16 protein-coding genes and 2 pseudogenes are annotated in these 15172 nt (G+C 60.7%); 14 read left to right on the forward strand and 4 right to left on the reverse strand.

Translation table 11 applies throughout. The features are described from left to right. Positions 1-156: 156 nt before the first annotated feature. Positions 157-417: a hypothetical protein gene (locus EJ070_RS37625; protein ID WP_189349937.1), complete on the forward strand. Its 261-nt coding sequence runs from the start codon at positions 157-159 to the stop codon at positions 415-417. A gap of 290 nt (positions 418-707) precedes the next feature. On the opposite strand, the gene EJ070_RS19025 is transcribed toward EJ070_RS37625, so the two are convergent. Together EJ070_RS19025 and EJ070_RS19030 are read right to left on the reverse strand one after the other, a co-directional pair. Further along, on the reverse strand, positions 708-2669 hold the full coding sequence (locus tag EJ070_RS19025; RefSeq protein WP_126095817.1) for an EAL domain-containing protein: 1962 nt from the start codon (positions 2667-2669) through the stop codon (positions 708-710). A gap of 563 nt (positions 2670-3232) precedes the next feature. Then, positions 3233-3694, reverse strand: coding sequence for a MucR family transcriptional regulator (locus tag EJ070_RS19030; protein WP_126092725.1), 462 nt, complete (start codon positions 3692-3694; stop codon positions 3233-3235). A 424-nt stretch (positions 3695-4118) separates the two neighbouring features. Between EJ070_RS19030 and EJ070_RS19035 the strand changes: the two genes are divergently transcribed. Both EJ070_RS19035 and EJ070_RS19040 read left to right on the forward strand, forming a co-directional pair. Further along, positions 4119-4409: a DUF982 domain-containing protein gene (locus EJ070_RS19035; protein ID WP_126092726.1), complete on the forward strand. Its 291-nt coding sequence runs from the start codon at positions 4119-4121 to the stop codon at positions 4407-4409. Positions 4410-4710: 301 nt separating this feature from the next. After that, positions 4711-4890 carry a DUF982 domain-containing protein gene (locus tag EJ070_RS19040; protein WP_245464603.1) on the forward strand — a complete coding sequence of 60 codons (180 nt, stop codon included), beginning with the start codon at positions 4711-4713 and terminating at the stop codon, positions 4888-4890. Between the two features lie 662 nt (positions 4891-5552). Here EJ070_RS19040 and EJ070_RS37630 read toward each other — a convergent pair. Continuing rightward, positions 5553-5876 carry a transposase gene (locus EJ070_RS37630; protein WP_348631416.1) on the reverse strand — a complete coding sequence of 108 codons (324 nt, stop codon included), beginning with the start codon at positions 5874-5876 and terminating at the stop codon, positions 5553-5555. Positions 5877-6129: 253 nt separating this feature from the next. Beyond that, positions 6130-7323, reverse strand: a complete 1194-nt coding sequence (locus EJ070_RS19045) for a DUF1173 domain-containing protein (protein ID WP_126095818.1) — start codon at positions 7321-7323, stop codon at positions 6130-6132. Positions 7324-7636: 313 nt separating this feature from the next. Between EJ070_RS19045 and EJ070_RS19050 the strand changes: the two genes are divergently transcribed. The 11 genes and pseudogenes from EJ070_RS19050 (at position 7637) to EJ070_RS36335 (ending at position 15106) form a co-directional block, all read left to right on the forward strand. Then, positions 7637-8833, forward strand: coding sequence for a DUF932 domain-containing protein (locus EJ070_RS19050; RefSeq protein ID WP_126092728.1), 1197 nt, complete (start codon positions 7637-7639; stop codon positions 8831-8833). Positions 8834-9015: 182 nt separating this feature from the next. Further along, positions 9016-9162, forward strand: a pseudogene (locus EJ070_RS19055) (DUF2958 domain-containing protein); the annotation flags it as partial. A gap of 47 nt (positions 9163-9209) precedes the next feature. After that, entirely contained in the window at positions 9210-9410 is a 201-nt protein-coding gene (locus tag EJ070_RS19060; protein ID WP_126092729.1) for a hypothetical protein, read from the forward strand. 118 nt (positions 9411-9528) lie between these two features. Beyond that, on the forward strand, positions 9529-11661 hold the full coding sequence (locus EJ070_RS19065) for a ParB/RepB/Spo0J family partition protein (RefSeq protein WP_126092730.1): 2133 nt from the start codon (positions 9529-9531) through the stop codon (positions 11659-11661). Between the two features lie 71 nt (positions 11662-11732). Then, a pseudogene (locus EJ070_RS19070) lies at positions 11733-12201 on the forward strand (hypothetical protein). Between the two features lie 84 nt (positions 12202-12285). After that, complete coding sequence (locus tag EJ070_RS19075) at positions 12286-12678, forward strand: hypothetical protein (protein WP_189349939.1); 393 nt, start codon at positions 12286-12288, stop codon at positions 12676-12678. A gap of 86 nt (positions 12679-12764) precedes the next feature. Further along, complete coding sequence (locus EJ070_RS19080) at positions 12765-13394, forward strand: DUF1419 domain-containing protein (RefSeq protein ID WP_126092732.1); 630 nt, start codon at positions 12765-12767, stop codon at positions 13392-13394. Then, positions 13378-13815 (forward strand): hypothetical protein, encoded by a 438-nt coding sequence (locus EJ070_RS19085; protein WP_126092733.1) that lies wholly within the window; start codon positions 13378-13380, stop codon positions 13813-13815. The genes EJ070_RS19080 and EJ070_RS19085 overlap by 17 nt, the downstream gene beginning before the upstream one ends. 138 nt (positions 13816-13953) lie before the next feature. Continuing rightward, entirely contained in the window at positions 13954-14361 is a 408-nt protein-coding gene (locus EJ070_RS19090; RefSeq protein ID WP_126092734.1) for a hypothetical protein, read from the forward strand. A gap of 32 nt (positions 14362-14393) precedes the next feature. Beyond that, positions 14394-14687 (forward strand): hypothetical protein, encoded by a 294-nt coding sequence (locus EJ070_RS19095; protein WP_189349941.1) that lies wholly within the window; start codon positions 14394-14396, stop codon positions 14685-14687. After that, on the forward strand, positions 14684-15106 hold the full coding sequence (locus tag EJ070_RS36335) for a hypothetical protein (protein ID WP_189349943.1): 423 nt from the start codon (positions 14684-14686) through the stop codon (positions 15104-15106). The genes EJ070_RS19095 and EJ070_RS36335 overlap by 4 nt, the downstream gene beginning before the upstream one ends. The last annotated feature ends 66 nt before the right edge of the window (positions 15107-15172 follow it).

Raw genomic sequence — 15172 nt, forward strand, 5'->3', positions numbered from 1 at the left:
ATTGAGAGAAACTCTTTTGCCTCCGACGAATGCGGCCACAGGTGGCAACCGGCAATGCGGTCGCGCCGAACAGCCCACCAAGAATGATTGAGGCGGCGACGAGCGGCACATCCCAGAATCTACGGCCAAAACTTGAATAAAGCGCTTAAGCGGAAAATGCGCTTCGAGCTGGCGCTTGCGGTCGACGATGTCGTCGGCCGAGATCGAGATCCAGCGCAAGGGTTAATCGCTGCGCATAATCATTGCTTCAAGCGCGGCTGCATCGAAAGCTTTTCGAGCAGCTGGTGGATGGGCCTCACCACGCAATACCCTGCAGACAGGCGTCCATCGCTGCCTTTCCGTTTTCTCGGTCTGACGATGAAGATCATGCGGCAGGATAGCGGCAGCATCACTAACATTGAACACGATGCGCTCTGAGCTATGGCGGCTAACCCGAACACGACCCGCTTCTCAAATCTGCTAAATCTCGACGCAATGCCGTCTCGACGTACCCCGCGCCTGGCCACTGCCTCAAACGTCGCCGCGAACACCCGCGCCTTCTCCTCCCGAAACCAGCGCCGGCGCCGCTCGACCGACGTGATGCTTCGTCACAGGGCTACTGCCAGTGCTTGCACAAGGATTTGCGGCCTTCAGCCTACCTGAGCAAGGCGGCCGTCCCCGTCGAGATTCGAGACAACCAGACCATCGCCGCCAAGGTGCCGGTCTTGCTATTCGAGTACCTGCTTCTGACCAAACGGCTTCGCAGCAATGCCAGGAATGTCGTCAATCCGGACAGGTTTCCCGATTAAATAGCCCTGAGCTTCATCACATCCGACGCGGCGCAGACAGTCGAGCTGGTCGGGAGTTTCGACGCCTTCGGCCGTTACCTCAATTCGAAGCTCATGCGCCAACTCAACCAATGATCTCACAATCGCGGCGCAGTCCGCATCGGTGAGCATATCCTGAACAAAAGATCGGTCGATCTTGAGCCGCGAAAGAGGCAATTTACGAAGATAAGTCAGCGATGAATAGCCGGTACCAAAATCGTCAAGAGCAACTGTTACGGATAACGAACTTAACGATTGTAATAACGAAATTGTTTCTTCAAAATTCGAAATCAGAACATTTTCTGTAATCTCGACCTCCAGTCTCCGGGGCTCCAAACCGGCTTCAGCCAAGGTCTCTAAAATTCCATCTAGCAAGGCCTTGTTCTTAAGCTGCACTGCCGACAAGTTGACGGAGACCCGCAAGTCGCGCGGCCAGCGCGCAGCCGCCGAACAAGCCGTTTTGACAGCCCAGTGTCCGATGGAGTGAATCAAACCCGTTTCTTCGGCGATAGGTATGAACTCCGAGGGAGGGATTGCGCCAAGGGTCGGATGCTGCCACCGCAGAAGCGCTTCAAAACCTCGGATGCGATCGCTCCCGAGATCGAGAAAGGGTTGAAATGCAAGCCAAAGCTGGTCACTGGCGAGCGCAGATGCCAGATCGCGTTCAAGGGCATGGCGCCTTGTGGCAGCTTCATCGTCGTTTGCGCTGAAAAACTGGATGGAGCCCGTCCCCAGCGTCTTGGCCCTTTGTAGCGCGGTGTCGACGCAGCGCAGGAGTTGGTTGGCATCCAAACCGTCAGTGGGCGTCAAAGCGATACCGATAGAGGCCCTGCAATATATTTCGCGTGCTTCAATCATGAAAGGGGTGCGCATGCCATCGATGATCTGTTTGGCTAAGGACCTGATTTGATCTGGCCTAATATCGCACGTGACGATTATAGCAAATTCGTCGCCCTCCAATCTCGCGATGCCATCGCTCTCCCGCGTCGATTTCCGAAGTCTCGCAGCCACTTCGACCAAAAGGGCATCCGCTGTTGCGCGGCCAAAGCGATCGTTCACCTCGTCGAAATTGTTAAGATCGAACAAGAGTAACGCAAAGTGCTGGTCAAACTGCTTTGCGTCCACCAACGCGTTTTCCAGCCGCTCGTTGAAGCTGAACCGGTTTGGCAAACTCGTTAGAACATCCCTGCGAATGGCATTTTCGCTTTCCGCTTGCAGAATGAAGCGTCGGGTAAATTCGGACGCGTGAGCAAGCACGGCACGAAACAGCGTGACGGCGTAGCTCACCATCAGGATTGCGACGGGCACATTGACGGCTCCATCCAGCCACACAATCGCAACCGCCGAACCGACGAAGATCGGCAGCGTATACGCGACGGCCGCAATAGGAATCGTGGAAAAAGAAGCGGCACCGCCTGCGATCATGCCAGCGCTCAGGCAGGTAATGACAACCTGGGCGGCACTCGTTGCTCCTCCGAAGAACAGAACGGGAAGTGCACCCCACCAAGTGCCGAACAGGAAGGCGTTTCGCACCAGGTTTTGCGTTGTCCGGCGAGACACTGACCTTGGTTTGACTGACTGAAACGATGATCTCGCTCTTAGGCCTACGAACCCAGCGGCGGCGATGATCACACTCGCCCAGAGGATGGCTTTCGTCTGGTCGGGCGAGCCCCAGACCGCGATAACAAAAGTGGCCGCATTGAGTATGTTCGCAGCCATGCCAAGAAGCGTGCTGCGAAGCACGATACTGACCTGCTCCGCCCTGATGCGGCCGGCAAGCGGTTCGATCGTTGAGGGCCCGCCAAAAGCACGCAGGTCTCCCGCCAGGAGGTCGCCGAGCCTTGCGGCAGACAGACGCTGCATCACTCTTACACTCCCCCGCGCTAGAGTAGTCAGCTGCGTATTGGTCGGTCCCCTAACACCGAACAATTCTGAAAAAGTAAATTTCAACCGCAAATTTGGACAGCCCAGTTGGGAAGCCAAGGGTTTTGGAAATTCGAAGATAGTGAAAACGCGATCTTCCCTTAGGTCATCGCCGAGCTAACCTGATCCAGGTTTTCGCAATTATGCCCCGTTGGCCCTCCGCCTTGTATTCGGTTAACCAAAAGAACCGCAGGCTTTGCTGCCAAACCACGCTGGCACAGAAAATCTACACTATGCGCCTTGAGGACCTTCGGCTTCCCCTGTCGGATCAGCCGGGCAGCATCGTTATTGTCCGGTAGCCCCCTGCAGCCATGCTGAGCTCTCACCCTTTGAAGGCTGGCAACTCGACGAGCCGTCCCGAGGTCCGGCAGACACAAGGAGGCCTTCTCCACGATCATGTCAGCGCTGCGGGACGTAGGCGAGTTCGCTGTGGATCGCAGAGATGCCGAAGCCGGGAGATCCCGCCTTTCAAACGGCACCTGGCCAACAAGCAAGCGGGACGATCAGGCGGCCGCCTTTTTGCGGCTCCTCTTTACCGGTGCGGCCTGTTGGGTCTCATTGGGTTTTCTGCCGAGGCCCATGGTCTTCGCCAAAGCTGAGCGCGCGGCGGCATAGTTCGGGGCAACCATCGGATAGTCTGCCGATAGTCTCCATTTCGCCCGGTATTCTTCGGGCGTCAGACCATAGTGGGTCGCAAGATGCCGCTTCAGCGACTTGAACTTCTTTCCGTCCTCCAGGCTGATGATATAGTCCGGCGTGACCGACTTCCTGATCGGGACTGCAGGCTTGAGCTCCTCGGGCTTGGCGGCCGGACCGCCCATCGTGCCCTGCAACGCGGCATGCACGTGGTCGATCAGGGCCGGAAGCTCACCTACCGGGAGTGGATTGTTCGACACATAGGCCGACACGACTTCGGCGGTAAGCTCGATGAGGGCGTCAGTATTGTTTTCGGCTTCTTCTGTCACGCAATGCTCCTGCTTTGATAAACGGCGGCGGATCGGTTTTATTAATGAAGGCAGCCACAGAATGCAATCAAAGTCAGGGCTCCCGTAGCACTGGGTCCCAAATTGCGGGCCGAGGCACACGATGGTTCTACCCTGATGCCGACAGCTTCCGGCAAAAAAATCGGTCGGACCCGCCGAGGGGTTTTGCGGTTCATGAAACTGCTTTCGAGCAGAATGGGTTTCGTTTCGCCGCCTTTGACGGCCTCGAAAATCAACCTGCGCCGCGCATCTTAATGCCCTGATCCCGCAACCTCCCCTAGGCACCTGCGCCAAGGAGAAATATTCGATCCAGCCCCTTGAACCGTCTCGGTCCGGACAGCACATTGCGATGGTTGCCGAGCGGAATGCTCGTGCAAAGCAGGGGTTCGCCAAGTGGGAGGAGCGCATGGATGCAGAGGAGTTCGGGAGCCCTATTTTCGTGAAGCGTGCGACCTACATCGTCCAAGAGATTGCGAGCCTCGAGGACGCCATCGATTTCCTCAACGACTGGCCTGAGGATCAAAAAGATCTGACCCACCAGACCGCTCTTCGGGCTTGCTATGACGCAGAGGATGGGCACAAGCCCGTGACCGCCGCGCAGCATGCTTTTATCGATTTCGCCAGGCAGGTCGCCATCCTCGAAGATCCAATCTCTGCCATGCAGTGGATCGCCGCCTGCAAGAAGCGGCGCGCGTAGGGACGGGTGGATTGTAGCCAAGCTTGGGGGTATTCCGTTCAGATTTTCACCGAGCGCGGACAAGGGCGGAAGAATCTCCATCATCGCTGGTAATTCCGGAAAGCCGGGATGACAGTGCTTATGGCGATCGGATAGCCGCCGAGCGATCGAGTTGGGCTTTCGGGTTCGCCTCTGTCACCTCGGGTGAGGCATAAAGCTGGGCCGAGCGGACCTTGCCGCACGACTTTGGGGGAACGGTGAGTTGAGCAGATTTGAGCGGCCGGTCGTGGTCCAGGTAAGCCGCCACGCCGCGGAGCGCGTCGTGTTCGATGTCAATGACGCGGCCACGATCTTGCTGCGGGATCTCACGCGTGAAACGAAAAAGCGCAAGGCAGCGATGGACGCGTGTCTGCGCGTGTTGCGCGGTGAGAGCCATCCACCGGCCGCCCGCCGAGCTTTCGTCGCAGCGGCGCTTGAAGCAAAAATCCTGCGCGGCGATTGAGAATTTACGACGCGCATTGCGTCGCTTCTTCTCTCCATTGCGATCCGCCAGCGCCATGATCGCGCCTGGCGTAAGCCGAGCGATTGCGCGCTAGCTCCGTCGGGCCAGCAGCGAGCGCGGTTCTGCTTTCAAGGCGTCGCAATTCGGGTGCGCGGCTGAGCAGGCGCCGTTGGCTTGGCGTCTTCGGGCCGTGTCGTGGTTGCGACCTCTGAGGATCGCATGGGTTCGCGGGTTCGCGGCAACAAGCTCACCTGAACAACCAGCCAGCTGCGGCACAGAGCCTCGGCGTTCATCCAGTTCGCAAGATCGGCATGCACCGGCGCTGTCCATGAGGAGCAACCCAACCCCGCTCTTCTGCGATGGCTTTCCTGGTCCTGTTCCGGATCTTCCACGATCAACCCTCAGGGGGGGTCCGCTCACATGGGACCTTTGTTGTCAATGCTGCATGCTAACCTCCGGAAATTTTAGAATCCAGGTCTGAGCCAATTCCAAGACACGGCTCACAGCTGAGCCCATCAACCTCACATCCGGTCGCCCTTAAAATTCGGCTGCACCAATATCCCGCATACGGCGGCCAGGCTCAGGACGACGAGACCATTCTAGCAAAACGGCGGTTAGCCATGCGCACCCCCGGTTCGTCGACCTGGATCTGCCAGAACTGATCAGGATTTGTTTGTGATGACGCCTTCCATCACCACACCTGATGTCACGTACTTCCAAAGTGCCACGAGCAATTTTCGCGCCAGCGCCACGATCGTTGATTTCTTCCGACGACCTCGCGAAACCACTTGGAGAGCGCTGAATTCGGCTGATGCCTCAACCAGAGCCAAGCCGTCTGTACAAGCGTGACCCGGAGGCGGGGATTGCCGGCCTTCGACTTGTTCCCGATCGATTGAACCGCTTTGCCACGGCGTAGGGGCAATACCCGCGTAGGAGGCGATCCGCCGGGGATTATCGAAATGGCAATATTGTGCCTCCGTCCACAAATCGTGGCGACCTCAACGCCAATTCCCTTTATGCCCAGAGCATTTCGTGAGGCTGGTTGCTTTCTTGACCTGAGACCGAAGGAGCGCATTGCGTTCGGCTCTACAGATTTGAATCTGTTCAAGCAGCAGCTCCAGGCGAACCAGCTCTCAGCTGACCTGTCTTTTCAGGTGGACAGGTAGGCCGGGCCCGTCTCCAGTCTTCAACTCGTCGAGGCGCTTGCGGCGGCCCTGTCGCGGCCGCTTAAGGCGGCCGCTACAGTTGTAGTGACGGCATCTCGCCGTCACTCACGCGCCAGATCCACGAACCGATTTGCGGGCGCGCCTCGATCATGTCGTTCAGCATCAGCTCAAATTTGTTGTCGACTCCAGCCGGCACGATGTAGAGCGCAATCGACTGACCGAGGCGCTGTATCATCGCGTTGGCGATCGGCTGCTCCGCCGGCAGGTTATATCGCAATCCCTTGATGCTCTTGTCCCTCATCCTTGCGAGGACGTCGACCAGCTTCCGTTCGTGAACGGAGTCGTACGGTATCCAGTTCTCATTCACGACCATCACTGCGATCTCCTCGATCACCGCAAGCCCCGCCGCATTGACCCCAAACGTGGCAATAGCGATAAGATGGGAGCGGTCGTCCGCCTCCCACAACGAAAATTCCCGTTCGAAGCGCGTCCGCAGGCGACGATGCAGGTCATCCTCGACCATGAACGGAAAGCCCGGCACGTGGCGAATGACCAGCTTTTGACCAACGCGAGCCGGCTCGAACTCCTTCACCTCGCCGACAAGGATCATCAGCTTGCGTGGACCCGATCCCGAAGTCGCCAGCGGCGCCAGCGCTTCAGCGCGACGCCTTTCGATCACGTCTTTTTTCTCGGCTCGGAATGCCTCCGGCACATACAGCGTCTCGGCCAGCGGGCGACCCTTAACGACCATCTGCTTTGCAGCCTCACGCAGGTGCCACTGCACATTCCACCAATGACGTTTTCCCGCCCAAAGCGATGTCCAGACCGTCAGCTCCGCCTCGTGCCACAGATAATGCAGCAGCCCGCGCAACGACAGTTTTTTCGCCTCACTCGAAACGCTGTCTGAGCCCGGACCAGCCTGCGGCGAGGCCGCGCGACTGCCGATCTTCGACAGGCTGAAATCCAGCTTCAGCGCCGCCATCCCGGTCTGCGGGTCGAGTTGTATGGCGCTGCCCATCAGGGCGCCAAGACCCGAAAGGTCGTATGGCGACTCGTAAGACGCACATGAGGGATCGTGCTCGTCGCCGCTGAGCGGCATGCGCTTGATCACGTAAAGGCCGCCCATGCGCGCGATGTACATGGGCAGACCGTCGCCCCGGCACATGCACAACGGCCGCTCGTGCCGTTGATAAGCGATCGTCAGAGCTTCCTGAAGCTCAGGTGCATCCTCCCTATAGAGCGAACCACAAATCCTGAACCGCCGCATCACCTCCAAAGCTCCAGGTCGCCGCCGCATCCCTGTGAGCCCATTGAGTCACGCCTTTGCAACAAGCGCAACCCGCTCGCTTGGATAATCGTGCGACCCAGAGCAGGGCAGTCGCCGAGTTTGCCTTTTGCAACGAATGACTGACGCAGCCGAGGCCTTGGTGCAGATAATTGATGTTCCTATGGCATGAGCGATCGCGGCGTTGGTGCCCTTCCGGCATTGGCCGGCGCTGGAGAGGCAGAGGGGAGGCCGGGATGCGATGGCGGGTCGAGGCCAGGAGAGAGGCTCCCGGCACCCGTCGCGGAGAAAGATCATGACCCATATGGAGATTCTGGCGCCGTCACGCACGACGCCCAATGGTTACAAGGTCGATGTCAGCCGCGGCCAGCGTATCGGGCGCGTGTCATCGGAATGGTTCAACCGGCCTGACGACGACCGTTACCTGTCGCTCACCGACCTCAACAGTGCTGTGAAGCGGCGGTCCGAACGCAGCAAGACGCGCATCGTGGAAAGCGAGGCGATCCGCGTCGAAGCATCCCGCGACAATCCCGAGCGGCTCACCCTCATGCTCCCGGATGGCAATATGCCGGTTACGCCGACACACTGGAGCTTTGGCCAACTCGCCAGCCTGGTCGGTGCGCCTACGACTTATCTGCGCCAGCTGCCAGCCGCGCTTGCCGGGATCAATCTGCAGTATGGCCTATCCACGCACCGCGCCGAGCAAGTAAAAACGCTCGAGATCGAGAACGGCCGTCTGGAGCTTCGAGCCATTACAGGTCCAGATTACGGCAGAATATTCGACTCAGAACTGATCGACGCCGTTCAAAAGATCGCCGGCAACGGCACCGGCGACACGCGCTGGAAGGTACCGGGCGTACTCGACTGGTCAACAGGCTTCTACAACCCCAACGTCGATATCTCGAAGGACACGACAACGCTCTATGCCTCGGACCGCGACATCTTTGTGTTCCTGGTCGACGACCTCAATCCCATCGAAGCCGGCCGGTTGCCCAACGGCGAACCGGATCTCTACTTCCGCGGATTCTACGCCTGGAACAGCGAGGTCGGCTCGAAAACCCTAGGAATCGCAAGCTTTTACCTGCGAGCCGTATGCCAAAATCGCAATCTGTGGGGCGTCGAGGATTTCCAGGAAATCACCATCCGTCACTCCAAATACGCCGCCTCGCGCTTTGCGCTGGAAGCCGAACCGGCGCTGATCCAGTTCGCGGAATCCTCGCCCATGCCCTTCGTCAACGGCATCAAGGCAGCGCGCGAGCGCGTTGTTGCCCGCAACGACGATGATCGGACGACATTCCTGCGCAAGCGCGGCTTCTCGAAAGGCGAAACCACGAAGATTATCGATGCTGTGCTCACCGACGAAGGCCATCCGCCGGCATCGGTGTTCGACTTCGTCCAAGGCATCACGCGCGTTGCGCGCGACAAGCAGCATCAGGATGTGCGGCTCGAAATGGAAGGCAAAGCCAAGAAGCTCCTCGACCTCGTCCACTGATCCCCGCCCAGGCCGGCGATCTACATACCGCATGCCGGCGTCCCTCTCATCGCCACTTCAAGGCGCCGTCCCCACAACCACGAGGGCGGCGCCTTTCGTCGTGACGGACCACGAGGTCCGAAGGCGGGCTTTCGATCGTCCGTCATGGAGCGCCACCCATGCACGATACTGCCAAGATCCAAATGCCGCTGCTGACAGCTGACCAGCGCGGACAGTTCCTCGCCAACGGCCGCCAGAGCGATCGCGATCATGTCCCGGTGGTCAAGTTCTTCAATCCGGTTGGGATCCGCACCTGGCTTGCAACCGAGCTTGATGCTGACGGCGACATCCCAGGCGTCGGAGCCATGTCCGCACCGGCCGAACCGAGGACCGCGCCATGAGCGGTCGCCCCATTCTCCAGCTCTACACCACTCTTGCCGAGTTCGAGACCCTGCACGAGCGGCACGATCGTACGCGCAGCACCAGCAAGACGGTCACCGTCGATCGCCAGGCGCTCATCCACATCCTCATGGACCATGCCCGCATGCTCGACGCGCTGTGCAAGGCTGGACGAGTCGATGTCGCCGAACCGCATTGAGGCCACCGGCTTGCGCCGGCGCGGCGGCGGCGAGAGGCAGAGGGCGGAGGAGAGGGTTCCTGACGGGTTTGGAGGTTCGGGGAGAGTTCCCGGGCCGCCCGTCATGGAGACCCTGACCATGGCAAAAAGCGCCATTCAGAAGATCGCAATGAACCCCTCGGAGAACATCGCCTACGACAAGCTGGTCCTGTCGCAGCAGAATGTCCGCCGGGTGAAGGACGGCGTCACCATCGAGCAACTCGCCGAGGACATCGGTCGGCGCAAGCTCTTGCAGAGCCTGAACGTCCGTCCCGTTCTCGCTGGAGACGGCGAGGAGACCGGCACCTATGAAGTGCCCGCCGGCGGCCGCCGCTATCTCGCGCTCGGCATTCTCGTCAAGCAGAAGCGCTTGGCGAAGAACGAGCCGATCCCCTGCATCGTCAATCGCAGCGGAACGACGTCGGCCGAGGAGGACTCGCTTGCCGAGAACGTGCATCGCGAGAACCTGCATCCACTCGACCAGTTCCGCGCGTTCAAGGCACTGAAGGAGCAGAGTCTCGACATCCAAGAGATCGCCGCCCGCTTCTTCGTATCGGCAGCCACCGTCAAGCAGCGCCTGAGGCTTGCCTCGGTATCGCCAAAGCTGCTTGAGCTTTACGAGAAGGACGAAATCCGCCTCGACCAGATCATGGCGTTCTCGATCTCCAACGACCATGCCCGCCAGGAGCAGGTCTGGGAACGCATCTCCGGCAATCCGCACATGCAGGAGCCCTATTACATCCGGCGCCTGCTGACGGAGACCACGGTTCGCGCCGATGATCGCCGTGCGGTCTATGTCGGCGCCGAGGCATACGAAGCTGCTGGCGGCGTCATCCTGCGCGACCTGTTCGAGCAGGATTCCGGCGGCTGGTTCCAGGATGCGGCACTGCTCGAGCAACTGGTCTTCGACAGGCTGAAGATCGACGCCGAGACCATCCGCGCCGACGGATGGAAGTGGGTCGAGGCGGCGATCAGCTTCCCCTATGGCCACACCTCCGGCATGCGGCGGGTCTATGCTGAACCCGCGGAAATGAGCGCAGAGGAGATTGCCCGCCACGACGCGGTGAAGGCGGAGTACGATGCGCTCGACGCCAAATATGCCGAGATGGAAGACGCCGACCAGGAGATCGAGGACAGGCTCGATCAGCTCGGCGCCGAGCTCGACGGTTTTGGCGATCGTCCCCAGGTCTACGATCCGGCGCAGAAGGCCATTGCCGGGGCGTTCGTCACGCTCGGCGCCAACGGCCAGTTGCAGGTAGAAGCCGGCTTCGTTCGTCCCGAGGATGAACCCCGCGTCGAGGTGGACGATGACGAGGAGGCCGACGGCAGGGCTCGCGACGCGTCGCAGTTCGACGAGAACGGCGCCAATGGCGTCGTCGTGAACGGCCGGTCCACGAACGGCGGATCCGAAGCGACCGAGGAGCCCGAGGAAGAAGGCATCAAGCCTCTGCCGGAACGGCTTGTCTTCGACCTCACCGCGCAGAAGACGCTGGCGCTGCGCAACGCGCTGGCGAGCGACGTCGACGTCGCCTTCGTCGCCGTTCTCCATGCCCTCGTGCTGCAGGTGTTCTACCGCTTCGCCAAGGACAGCTGCCTCGAGGTCACTTTTGCGAGCAACAGTTTTGGCCAGGTCCAGGGCCTTGCTGAGACTGCTTGGGCCAAGGAGATCGCGGAGCGTCACGAGGCATGGGATAGGGATATGCCAGACAGCGACAAGCTCTGGGACTTCCTGCTCGGCCTCGACGAAGCGAGCCGCAAGGCGCTGTTCGCGCACTGCGCGTCCCTCTCGCTCAACGCCGTGGTCGAGCCCTGGAACAAGCGTCCGGGTGCGCTGGCCCATGCCGATGCGCTCGCCGCGACGCTCGGCTTCGACATGGTCACCGCCGGCTGGGAACCGACCGTCGACAACTATCTCGGCCGCGTCACCAAGGCCAGGATCGTCCAGGCGGTGCGCGAGGCCCGCGGCGAGGACTCCGCGCAACTGATCGACCACATGAAGAAGGACTTGATGGCCCGTGAGGCCGCTCGCCTTCTCGAAGGGTCGAACTGGCTGCCCGAGCCGCTGCGCCTCGCTGGTGACGACTCGTCAGTCGACGCCGGCGAGACCGTCACCGCGGACGAGACGGCTCTTGACGGCGATGCCGCCGAGCTGCCGGCCTTCCTCGCCGACGCAGCGTCCGAGGAACCGACCGTCGCCGACGAGGAAACAGACCAGCTAGAGGCCGCCGAGTAAACGGCCTCCTGCTTCGCACCGGGCCCGGCATCCCCGCCGGGCCCTTTATGTATTCCGACATGGAGATCCGCATGTCAGCCCACATCGTTTACGATTCCGCCCCGTTGGGGAGCGTCATCCGATACTTTGATTCAACACCAAAGCCGCTGGCCCGTTTCAGAAAGAAGCTCTCCGCCTGGGAGAGCCGCAATGGCACCGGCCGCCTGGTGAAGAAGGAGCCGCCGCGAACGCGCGCGACCTACAGCTCGCCAGCATATTTTACCCTGCATGAGGGCGATTTCGGAGAGGGCGGCGTTGTCGTCATCTCAGTCCGTCGCACCTACTCCGTAGAGAGCAACCTGCGTCGTCGAACGTCCGGCGATCGGCATGGTCCGCGTACTGCAGGATCTCGGCGACAGCCCGGAGCTGGTGCATCTCGCCCGGGACCGCGAGGCGGCCGAACGCTGGCTCGCGAACAACCGGTATAGCCGAGCCTATCTCGAAGAGGTCTCAGCCGACGAAGTCGGCGCCGACATCATCGAGGGCCGCGCGGCAGCCTGACTTCTACACCGAATAAACCAACCACCGACAGGCCCGGGATCGCGCGAGTGATCGCCGGGCCTGTTCCGTTTCATGGAGATCGACATGTTCGACTGGACCAGAAGTTGCTCCTATGACGAGCAGCAGAAAAGACGCTTTCACACGACCGCCCGCTCGCGGCTGAAGAAACTCGCTGCAGAACTGGCGCTGCCGCCTGGCAGCTTTGACCTGCGTTCGAACAAGGCGGGTATCGCCGTTTCCGGCGAAATTACCCTGCACCATGACCGGGTATACATCCAGGTTGGTCAGTTCGCCATGTCCTCCGGCCACGGCATCCTGATCCGCACCTGCAAGGGCCGCAAGGATTATACCGGCGGAGCCAATCACTTCGTAGCGCTCGCCATGCTCGACGACGTTCCGGCGCTCGCGGCCGCCGTCCGCGCCATCACCGGTATCGGGCGCGAAGCAGCACAGCCCGCCGATCGCCGCGCCGCCTGAAGCAGCCCCACGATTCCCCACCGCCGACCCTCTCTCGCCGTAGCACCCCCGCGCGGCGGGAGGCCCGGCTATTCCGGAGACATGTCATGTCCACCCATCCCCCGTTCCGAAAGGTGTTCGAGGGCGTTGCGACCCGGTCGCAGATGTTTGCCCTATTCGATCGTCACAGCGATACGCCGGGTGTCGATCCCCTGTCCGGCGTGCCGTATGCGTCGGAGTGGTTCGAGATTTCGGCCAGCGAATACCACTTCATGCTCGGACTTCTGCCGCCGCTCTTCCAGCGAACCGGCATGTTCGGCATGTCCGAATACAAGGCCGGCAATGTCACCAGCGTCTTCTTCGCGATCAGGATCCGCGGCCGCGAACGGTGGTTCCACGGCTTCTGCGATCTCTCCGACAAACGCAGCCCCGATGCCATGCGGGCAGCGATCATCGCGCATGAGACGGGTGCGGTCGACAGCATGACGCGCGAGGAAAAGCTCGAGGCGATCTGGTCCGCCACACATGCGGACTTCAGGGGCATCGCTGGCGAGACTAACCCCAATGCCTGGCCACTGGAGCATCATGGCAAGCGGACCATCCTTGTTTACACCGTCGGGCAGGGCACGACCCTCAAGCTTCTGGAGGATCTGACCGACGAAGAGATCGACAGCCTCATGCCGGCAGTCCACGCACGATCGAAGAAGAGAGGGGGCAACGATGCGAAACCATCGTAAGCCGCCGCGACAGGCGGACGAGCCGACCTGGGAGGCGCACTCCGCTTACACTGCCGACCTTGGAGCTCCGGACAGGTGCCGATACCGGCGCACACCGCCCGGCTCCCCGACCGTCGCCGATCTGGTTTGGCCCGGCGATACGGTCTCGACCTCCTACGGCACCGGGGGTGTCGTGATCGAGGTGAAGGAATACTTCTATGCGGCACCGACGGGCGAGACGCTGTCGCATTTTACCATCGTCTACGTGCCGCCCGATCGCGCTGAAAAATACCGCGATACCGACCGTCACTGGATCAATGAATTCGTCGCGGTCGGCGATCGCATCCTGATGCTTTTCGAAGCTAATGCGGATGAGGTCTTCGTCGTCGACCGTGCCCGACCGGCCGAAATCCCTCCTTTCCGCACCGTCCTGATCACCTAGCTAGAAACTAAATCGATCAGGACGACATCACCGATCGCCGGTTTCGGCGCGCCGACTGGAACCGGACCGAGTCCCCGACTTCCCTTCCCTGCCCGGCGCTTGCGTCGGGCATCGCTTTTCCATGACTGGAGCAAGACCATGTCAAGGTTCACGATCGAAACCACCTACCGCATGCCGTACTACCGACATCGAGTCTACGACGCCGCCACGCCCGAAGAAGCATGTCGCCTCGCCATCGAGGATGACGACTGGTCGAGTGAACTGCCCGACTATGAGTGCGCCGGCCCCACCTATGTCACGGGCATCTGGAAAGGCGGCGGCGCCGCCTATGAGGGCAAGGAGATCCCAGTACCGTCGCATTTCGACGAGACCATCCAACGCAAGGCCGATCATTTCTCTGAGCTGCTCGACCAGCTCGCTTTCGTCGCACGACCCATGGGCGTTTCGCAGGTGGAGTTCGAACGCTGGTTGCCAAAGGCGATGGCAGCGGTCGAAAAAGCCAGGGCGATCATCGAGGAACGCCGAGACTCCAACGAGCAAAAATAGCGATCGCTCCGCCCAACCCTCAGGAGGTTCACATGCCGACATATCGACTCGGATCGAGCCCGCTCGTTCATGCTCCAGGCCTGATCAAATGGGCAATCAACGCATATGCCTTCCCGCGCGATCGCGCCGTCATCCTGCGTGTCGTCACAGAAACTTGGCCCGGGTTGCCGGAAGAGCACGCCATCCTTCTTCTCTCCCGTGCGCTTGCGTACAAACTCGATGACGACGCCGTCGTACTGGAAATCTTGGAAAACACCGCCACGGCTGCGCCAGCTGAGCCCTGCGTTCGCGCGACTTCACGCGGCACAGGGGAGATCGGGCAATGACCGAATATGTCGTCAAGCTCCGCTTCTGGCTTCGCTGCTGGGACAGTATGACAATCGATGCCGGCAACGACGCTGACGCGATTGCCGCGGCCCCGCAGCTTGCCAGTGAGATGATGCTCTCGGCGAGCTATCCGGAATCCATCGAAGCCGATGAGCGCCGTGAAGGGCTCATTTCCTATATCGATCGCGTCGATATGGAGGGCCGTGATGAAATCGCCGAGGCGATCGAATTCGACGGCGCGCGCCCCCTGTTTCCAAAGACAGCGGCGCTAATTTTACGTCTGGCGCAACTTAAGATCGATGACATCCAGAGCGAGACCGACCTGCGCGCGCTTCTAGCAGGCTTCGCGCTTGAAGCACGCGACATCTCGCCGGACGTTCCGCCGTGGCCCGGATCGCCGCACAGCAGCGACACCTAGCCGTCAGTCCAAGAGTCGTTCGCCGGTTCTTTCGGCCCACATCGCTGGAGGGAGAGAGGGGCCGGG

The sequence above is a fragment of the Mesorhizobium sp. M1E.F.Ca.ET.045.02.1.1 genome, from assembly GCF_003952485.1.
Taxonomy (GTDB): Bacteria; Pseudomonadota; Alphaproteobacteria; order Rhizobiales; family Rhizobiaceae; genus Mesorhizobium.

Excerpts from the sequence above, each read along its gene's own strand:
- EJ070_RS19085 (WP_126092733.1), top strand. The coding sequence starts at position 13,378 with ATGCGAAACCATCGTAAGCCGCCGCGACAGGCGGACGAGCCGACCTGG.
- EJ070_RS19065 (WP_126092730.1), top strand. The coding sequence starts at position 9,529 with ATGGCAAAAAGCGCCATTCAGAAGATCGCAATGAACCCCTCGGAGAAC.
- EJ070_RS19050 (WP_126092728.1), top strand. The coding sequence starts at position 7,637 with ATGACCCATATGGAGATTCTGGCGCCGTCACGCACGACGCCCAATGGT.
- EJ070_RS19075 (WP_189349939.1), top strand. The coding sequence starts at position 12,286 with ATGTTCGACTGGACCAGAAGTTGCTCCTATGACGAGCAGCAGAAAAGA.
- EJ070_RS19060 (WP_126092729.1), top strand. The coding sequence starts at position 9,210 with ATGAGCGGTCGCCCCATTCTCCAGCTCTACACCACTCTTGCCGAGTTC.
- EJ070_RS37625 (WP_189349937.1), top strand. The coding sequence starts at position 157 with ATGCGCTTCGAGCTGGCGCTTGCGGTCGACGATGTCGTCGGCCGAGAT.
- EJ070_RS19080 (WP_126092732.1), top strand. The coding sequence starts at position 12,765 with ATGTCCACCCATCCCCCGTTCCGAAAGGTGTTCGAGGGCGTTGCGACC.
- EJ070_RS36335 (WP_189349943.1), top strand. The coding sequence starts at position 14,684 with ATGACCGAATATGTCGTCAAGCTCCGCTTCTGGCTTCGCTGCTGGGAC.
- EJ070_RS19045 (WP_126095818.1), bottom strand. The coding sequence starts at position 7,323 with ATGCGGCGGTTCAGGATTTGTGGTTCGCTCTATAGGGAGGATGCACCT.
- EJ070_RS19095 (WP_189349941.1), top strand. The coding sequence starts at position 14,394 with ATGCCGACATATCGACTCGGATCGAGCCCGCTCGTTCATGCTCCAGGC.
- EJ070_RS19090 (WP_126092734.1), top strand. The coding sequence starts at position 13,954 with ATGTCAAGGTTCACGATCGAAACCACCTACCGCATGCCGTACTACCGA.
- EJ070_RS19035 (WP_126092726.1), top strand. The coding sequence starts at position 4,119 with ATGGATGCAGAGGAGTTCGGGAGCCCTATTTTCGTGAAGCGTGCGACC.
- EJ070_RS19025 (WP_126095817.1), bottom strand. The coding sequence starts at position 2,669 with ATGCAGCGTCTGTCTGCCGCAAGGCTCGGCGACCTCCTGGCGGGAGAC.